General features: G+C 62.7%; 7 protein-coding genes. 1 reads left to right on the top strand and 6 read right to left on the bottom strand.

Annotated features, from left to right (window positions below; translation table 11 throughout):
- Both WAN02_RS13660 and WAN02_RS13655 read right to left on the bottom strand, forming a co-directional pair.
- Positions 1–444: alpha/beta hydrolase family protein (locus WAN02_RS13660; protein ID WP_422264731.1), on the bottom strand; the 444-nt coding region annotated here is incomplete at its 3' end.
- A 20-nt stretch (positions 445–464) separates the two neighbouring features.
- A complete protein-coding gene (locus WAN02_RS13655) occupies positions 465–1556 on the bottom strand; it encodes a homogentisate 1,2-dioxygenase (RefSeq protein WP_422264730.1) in 1092 nt (363 codons plus the stop codon).
- A 133-nt stretch (positions 1557–1689) separates the two neighbouring features.
- On the opposite strand from WAN02_RS13655, the gene WAN02_RS13650 reads away from it, so the two are divergent.
- Positions 1690–2169, top strand: a complete 480-nt coding sequence (locus tag WAN02_RS13650; RefSeq protein ID WP_422264728.1) for an SRPBCC family protein — start codon at positions 1690–1692, stop codon at positions 2167–2169.
- Positions 2170–2173: 4 nt separating this feature from the next.
- Here WAN02_RS13650 and WAN02_RS13645 read toward each other — a convergent pair whose 3' ends face one another.
- The 4 genes from WAN02_RS13645 to WAN02_RS13630 form a co-directional block, all read right to left on the bottom strand.
- Positions 2174–2461, bottom strand: coding sequence for a zinc-binding dehydrogenase (locus WAN02_RS13645; RefSeq protein WP_422264729.1), 288 nt, complete (start codon positions 2459–2461; stop codon positions 2174–2176).
- Positions 2462–2683: 222 nt separating this feature from the next.
- A complete protein-coding gene (locus WAN02_RS13640; protein WP_422264727.1) occupies positions 2684–3448 on the bottom strand; it encodes an enoyl-CoA hydratase/isomerase family protein in 765 nt (254 codons plus the stop codon).
- Complete coding sequence (locus tag WAN02_RS13635) at positions 3445–4959, bottom strand: class I adenylate-forming enzyme family protein (protein WP_422264726.1); 1515 nt, start codon at positions 4957–4959, stop codon at positions 3445–3447. The genes WAN02_RS13640 and WAN02_RS13635 overlap by 4 nt, the downstream gene beginning before the upstream one ends.
- Complete coding sequence (locus WAN02_RS13630) at positions 4959–6074, bottom strand: hypothetical protein (RefSeq protein WP_422264725.1); 1116 nt, start codon at positions 6072–6074, stop codon at positions 4959–4961. Before WAN02_RS13630 ends, WAN02_RS13635 begins: the two co-directional genes overlap by 1 nt.
- Positions 6075–6110 lie beyond the last annotated feature (36 nt).

The following is a 6110-nucleotide window of genomic DNA, read 5'->3' as shown; positions in this document are numbered from 1 at the left end:
CAGGTCGGGTCCGTCGCCGGACGGGCTGGACGTCACCGTCGGATGCTGGGCCTGCTGCTGGTAGAACACCGACAGCGAGCCGCCGCCACTCCAGCCGGCCAGCACCACCTTGTCGTAGCCCAGTCGGTTCTTCGCGTCCTTGATGCACTCGCCGAGATCCTCGACGACCTTCTCCATCAGCAGCGCGGAGTCGGTGCCACGGAATCGGCTGTTGCAGTAGATGACGTGATGACCGGCCCGCGCCAGCGCGTTGATCATCGGCAGGTAGGCGCCACCGCCGATCGGGTGCATGAACATCAGCACGGTGTCCGACGGGTTGTCTTTGGGCTTGAGCAGATAGCTTTCCAGCACGACGATCTCGGCGAGGCCGCCGTATACATCGCGAACCCCGGAATTGTTCTGGAAGGCAACGAGATAGGGGATCCGGTCGTAGTCGTGCCTCACGGGCGCAGCGGCTCTTGTCATCAATGTTGTCCTAGGTCGTGGGCGAGTACTTCGGCCGACGGCGTCAGCCGCCTGCGGGTGTCGACTGCGATCACCTGCCAGTCGACGCGGGAATGCTCGTCGAATTTGCGGCGGGCACGCTCGCGCGCTTTCTCTGGCGCGCCGTGGTGAACTCCTTGTGGGGCATGGGAAATCAGGCCTGGCGGCATGGGAATGCCGTAGAGCGAACCGCCATGGAAGAAGGCGATCTCGTCGTAGTCGACGTTGCGGTGATACCACGGTGTGCGCTCGGTACCCGGGACGCCTTCGGCGGGCTTGGGCAGGAAGTTCATCACGTAGACCCCGGTGGCCTGCATGAACAGGTGCACAGTCGGGGGCAGGTGGACGCTGTCGGAGGTCACCACGTTGTAGTCGTCGACGTTGAACGTGAAGGCGAAGTTGTCGCCGCGCCAGCCTTCCACGTCGAGCGGATTATGTTGATAGAACAGCGTTGTCGGACCGCTCTCATGGATCAGCCGCACCTGGTACTCGTCGCGGCCGTCGTCGTCGATCGGCTCGGGTTCGGGGATGACCGCCTGTGAGGGGTCGAATGGGAAGTGCCGGCCCAGCGAACCCGGTGGCGGAACCCGGAACTCGTCGCTGGCCTCGATCATCAGCAACGTCGTCTCGGCCTCTGGGACGTGACGCCAGGTGCATGCCTTCGGCAGATACACCCAGTCGCCGTGGCGGTAACGCAGCGGCCCGAACTCCGTCTCCAGCAGGCCGGTCCCGTGGTGCACGAAGCACAGCAGATCGCCGTCGACGTGGCGGACGAAATACGGCATCGGCTCGTGGCGTCGGGACAACGAGATCCGGCAGTCCGGGTTGGTGAACATCAACAGCGGCCCACCGTTGGCGTCGGTCGCGTCGCTGGGCTTGAGCTCGCTGGACAGCACGTCAATGGGACGCAACGGACCCTCTGTCCGGTAGGCGGTGGGGTCGTGGCGGCGGTACAGGTTCGCGGTCCGGCCGGTGAACCCGCCGCGGCCGAGTTCGTCGTCTTTCTGACCCTCGAGGTCAGCGTGTAGGCGACGCGGTGTCTTGCCTTTTCGCAGGTGAATGAAGGATTCCATGTACGGCTCCAGGGTTGCGACGGCATCCGGGACGGCTGAAACTGAAAGTGACATTACTTTTCCTTCTGGCCCGACACAAGGGTAGTTTGCGGTATTCGCGATGACTTCTCGGACTAGGCGCAGTCTGTAGGACATGACCAACGACACCATCACCGCCACGATCACCATCCCCGCAACGGCCGACGCGGTATTCGGCGTACTGGCAGACCCCACGACTCATGCCGCCATCGACGGGACCGGTTGGGTGAGAGACTCCCTCGACGGCAAGACGTTGACGGGTGACGGCCAGATCTTCCGGATCGCGATGTATCACGACAACCACCCCGCCAAGAACTACGAGATGGCCAACAAGGTGGTCGTGTTCGACCGTCCCCACGCGATTGCCTGGCAGCCGGGCCAGGACGCCGCAGGAGACGGGACGCTGTCATTCGGCGGCTGGATTTGGCGTTACGACATAGACGACGCGGGATCCGCTGAATCTCAAGTCACGCTCACCTACGACTGGTCGGCGGTACCGCCCGAAATGCGTGAGCACATTCCATTCCCGCCGTTCGACCCCACGCACCTGGAGAATTCGCTCAAGCATCTGTCCGACCTGGCCGCGGCTCGGTGAGTGTTCAATCTCGCACGCGCAGGACGACTTTTCCTTTCGCGGTGCGATTCTCCAGCGAGGCGATCGCGGCGGCGGCTTCTTCCCGCGGGTAGACCGCAGGCTCGGGAGGAGGCAGCCGGCCCGAGGCGAGCAGCTTCTCGACTTCGGCCCACTGCTCGGTCAGCGCATCGGGGTGCGTGCCGACCCAGAACAGTTTGAAGAGCCAATAGTTCCAGTGGTGAAACCATTGGTTGAAGTTCATCGCGTAGGACCAGTCGTGACCGAGCCAGCCGAAGACGGCGAGGAAGGGCATCGACATCAGCTTTGATTTCTCCGACACCCGAAAGGATTCGACGTACCACAACGTCGCTGAACCCATAGACAATGCTCCGAATAAGAGCATCAACCAGATGTGCTGCTTGATCTGATCGATGATGACCCAACCGTCATACATTCTTGATCTGCTTCATCGTGTGAGTGACGCCAGCGTCGGTATCGGGAGCATTGGTAATCCGTTCAATAACAACGAAACTGATCAGGATTGGCTCTCGGTCAGCTGATCGGCAAGTCGCCTGAAGTCTTCGGTCGCGAAACATACCTCCTGGGCCATCAGTTCCTGATCGAGTGCAGCGGCGAGATTGGGTCGGGCAGCTTGGTCAATGACTCGTTTGGCCATGGCAACTGCGACCGGTTTGCACGCGAGCAGATCGTCGACGAGAGCCTGCACTGTCGAGTCGAGGTCGGCCGAGGGGACCGCATGGTTGGCCAGCCCGATCTGCGCGGCTCGCTCGCCGGTGATCGGGCGAGACGCGAGAATGAGTTCTTTGGCGCGTCCCACGCCGACGATGCCCGGTAATCGGGCGCATCCTCCGGCATCTGGAACCACTCCGTTGAGCGTCTCCATAAAACGCATCGTCGTGGTGTCGGTGACGACACGCATGTCACATGCCAGGATCAGCTCAAATGCGCCGCCGAGCACAGCGCCGTGTATTTGAGCAATGACGGGTTTGGGCATCTGCTCGATCAGCGCGCCGATCGCTGTCCACGCGCGTCGGAAAGGCAACAATGTGTGTGGGGCGCTGGCCAGTTGCGGCAGTATCGATAGATCGATCCCGGCGGAGAACACCGGACCGGCCCCGCGTATTACGACACAGCGGACCGCGGGGTCGTCGCCGACCATTCGCAGACGCTCGGCCAGGGCGTGCAACAGTTCCCAATTGAAGGCGTTGCGCGCATGGGGGCGATTCAGAACCAGGTGGCGAATGGATCCCCGGCCTTCGAGCAGAACGAGTTCAGTCATTGGTCCCTCCGGTGGCTCGGCTGTACTTGTCGGGACAGGTTCTCGCGCAGGCTGCGGCGTAGAAGTTTTCCAGTGGGACTCTTTGGCAGTGTGTGGACGAATTCGAAGCGGCGCGGGATCTTGTACCGCGCAAGTACTGTGCGGCAGTGGGATTCGAGGATGTCGACCGATACATCACCGACGATCACCGCAGTCACCCGTTGACCCCATTTGTCGTCGGGCAGGCCGACGACGGCCACTTCGCGGACTCCCTGCACATCCAGCAGCGCATTTTCGACTTCAGCCGGGTAGACGTTCAGGCCGCCGCTGATGATCAGGTCTGATCTTCGGTCGGCGAGGTACAGGAAACCGTTTTCATCGAGGTGGCCCATGTCGCCTGGTGTCACCCACCCGTTGCGCACGACATTGGGTGGCGCGGGCACCGAGCCGATGAATCCGTTGCCCATGCTGGGACCTTGCACGTAGATGGTCCCGATTTCGCCGCGTGGCAGGTCGTTGCCGTCGTCGTCGAGTATGCGGATGCTGTAGCCGAAGCGAGCCAGACCCACCGATCCTTCGTGACCTGCGAATTCGTAGCCGTGCAGGGCTGTCACCATTCCCAACTCGGAAGCGCCGTACATCACGGTGAAATCGATTGCCGGGAATCTTTGGGTGGCTCGGCGGCGAAGTGCGCCGGGTAGCTCGGAGCCGAGGAGGGTGATTTTGCGGACGGTCGCCGCCGATCCTTCGCTGTCGAGGGCCATGGCGAGCATTGTCGGCACCATCAATAGTTGGGTGATGCCGTGCTCGTCGCATTCGTTCCAGAGTGACTCGGCATCGAAGGCGCTCACGCGCATGCTTCCGCCGACGACCACCATGGCGGCGGCGAAGGCGAATGCGGCGTGGGCCAGCGGTGCGTTGACGAGCATGCGATCGTCTGAGCGAAGGTTCAACTCCATCGCCAGCTGTTGGGCGAGTAGTGAGATGGCGCGGTGGCTGACTGAATAGCACCGCGGCTTACCTGTGGTGCCCGATGTGAAGCGCACCCAGAACGGGGCACTCTCGTCGATGTCGGCCTGCGGCGGGTTCGGTCGGCCGGCGTCGATGACGGACTCGACGGGGGTCGTCTCTGGGGACAGCAGAAGCTTGGCTCCCGCATCGGCGAGTTGGAAGGCGATTTCGGAGGCCGAGTTCATCGGGTTGATCGGCAGTACGGTGACCCCCGCCCGTGACATCCCGAACATCATGGCCAGCGTCGCCGGGGTGTTGCCTGCTAACAATGCGACAATGTCGCCGGGATTGGCGCCGATGCGGACCAGTCCATCGGCCGCGCGGTCGGCCAGTTCGTCAAGCTCGCGCCACGTGGTCATGTGATCGGCCGCGATGAGCGCTGGTGCGGTGGGGGCTCTTTCGGCAGTGAGGCGCAGTAGCCGTTCGACGAGCAGCCGACGCCAAGGGGGCGGCCGGCGCCCGTAGTCGGCGACGTGGTCCCAGGGGAGTGGGTCGGGGGTGATGGATAACGACGGGGTCATCAGCGGGTTGCCAGAGTCCGAAGATCGGGGCTCCAGTGCAGCGGCGGTTGCACTGGTCCTAGCCAGCCGGCTGCGGCCGCTATCACTCGCGGCGCCGCTTGCAGACATGTTGCGACCGCGCCGAAGTAACCCGGCTCAGATCCGGGATCCTCGGCATTCTGTGATGTGGCCTCTCGAGACGGAGGCCGCGTGATGGTGAGTCCTACGCTCAGTGAGGGTGTTCCGTCGACGCGGACACCGTAGTAATGGCTCGGGTCGAAACCCGGTGGCACCATTTCGTCACGGCCAAGCATCCAGTTGACCTCGGCGGTGACTATCGCTGAGGCCTCGCCGAGACGGTACCCATGCCATGTGTGCGTCAGCCGGCCCACCGTGCCGGCAGCGATGGTCAGGGTGGGAAAGCTCAGCTCGGTGGGGGCGGGTGCGTACTCGTGGATGGATTCGGCGCGGTCGAGATGCACACCTAGGGCCGCCGCAAGGCCATACAGGTTGTGCAGACAGTAGTTGTCGGTCATCTGCGCCACGGCCGGATTGGATGCCATATGCTCGGGTGACTTGCCGAACCCGATCACTTTCAGTGTGGCGGTATTGAACTGGCTCATGTCCCAGTTTTCGAAGATCATGACATTGCGTACGTCGGTGCAGATGCCTGTCAGCGTCGGGGCGAGTCGATTGGCGATGAACTCGGGGTGGATGCCGGTGGCATGGAATGTCGAATCTCCTGCAGTGCAGGCGGATTCAATCCGAGTGAGCGTGTCATCCGGGGCCGACGTGTAGCGCATGGCATCTGGATGGTGAAACGGGTGCACCGAGATGACGTTCCGGCCGGCGCGCAGAAACGTCTCGATGCCCGCTACCGCGTCATAGCGCCCGAAGTCCCGGGCGAGATGGACAACCACGTCGGCCTCGATTGCGGCTGCGGCATCGAGATCTGTTGTGGCACAAACTCCTATCTCGTCCACTCCAGCCAGCAATCCCGCGTCGACGCCGTCCTTGTCGGGTGAGTACGCCAGCACGCCCACCAGTTCGAATTCGGGCAAACGGATAACCTCACGAATACAGATGTTGCCGAGGCCACCGGGGCCCCACACCAGAACGCGCATGCGGGTGCTCACGCAGATATCTCCAAACCGGCTTGTTCAGTAGGATTT

Origin of the sequence: Mycobacterium sp. (assembly GCF_049281135.1) — a bacterium.
In the GTDB taxonomy this organism is placed as follows: domain Bacteria; phylum Actinomycetota; class Actinomycetes; order Mycobacteriales; family Mycobacteriaceae; genus Mycobacterium.
The sequence above is the reverse complement of the archived record's forward strand: the minus strand, read 5'-3'. Positions and strand labels throughout refer to the sequence as shown.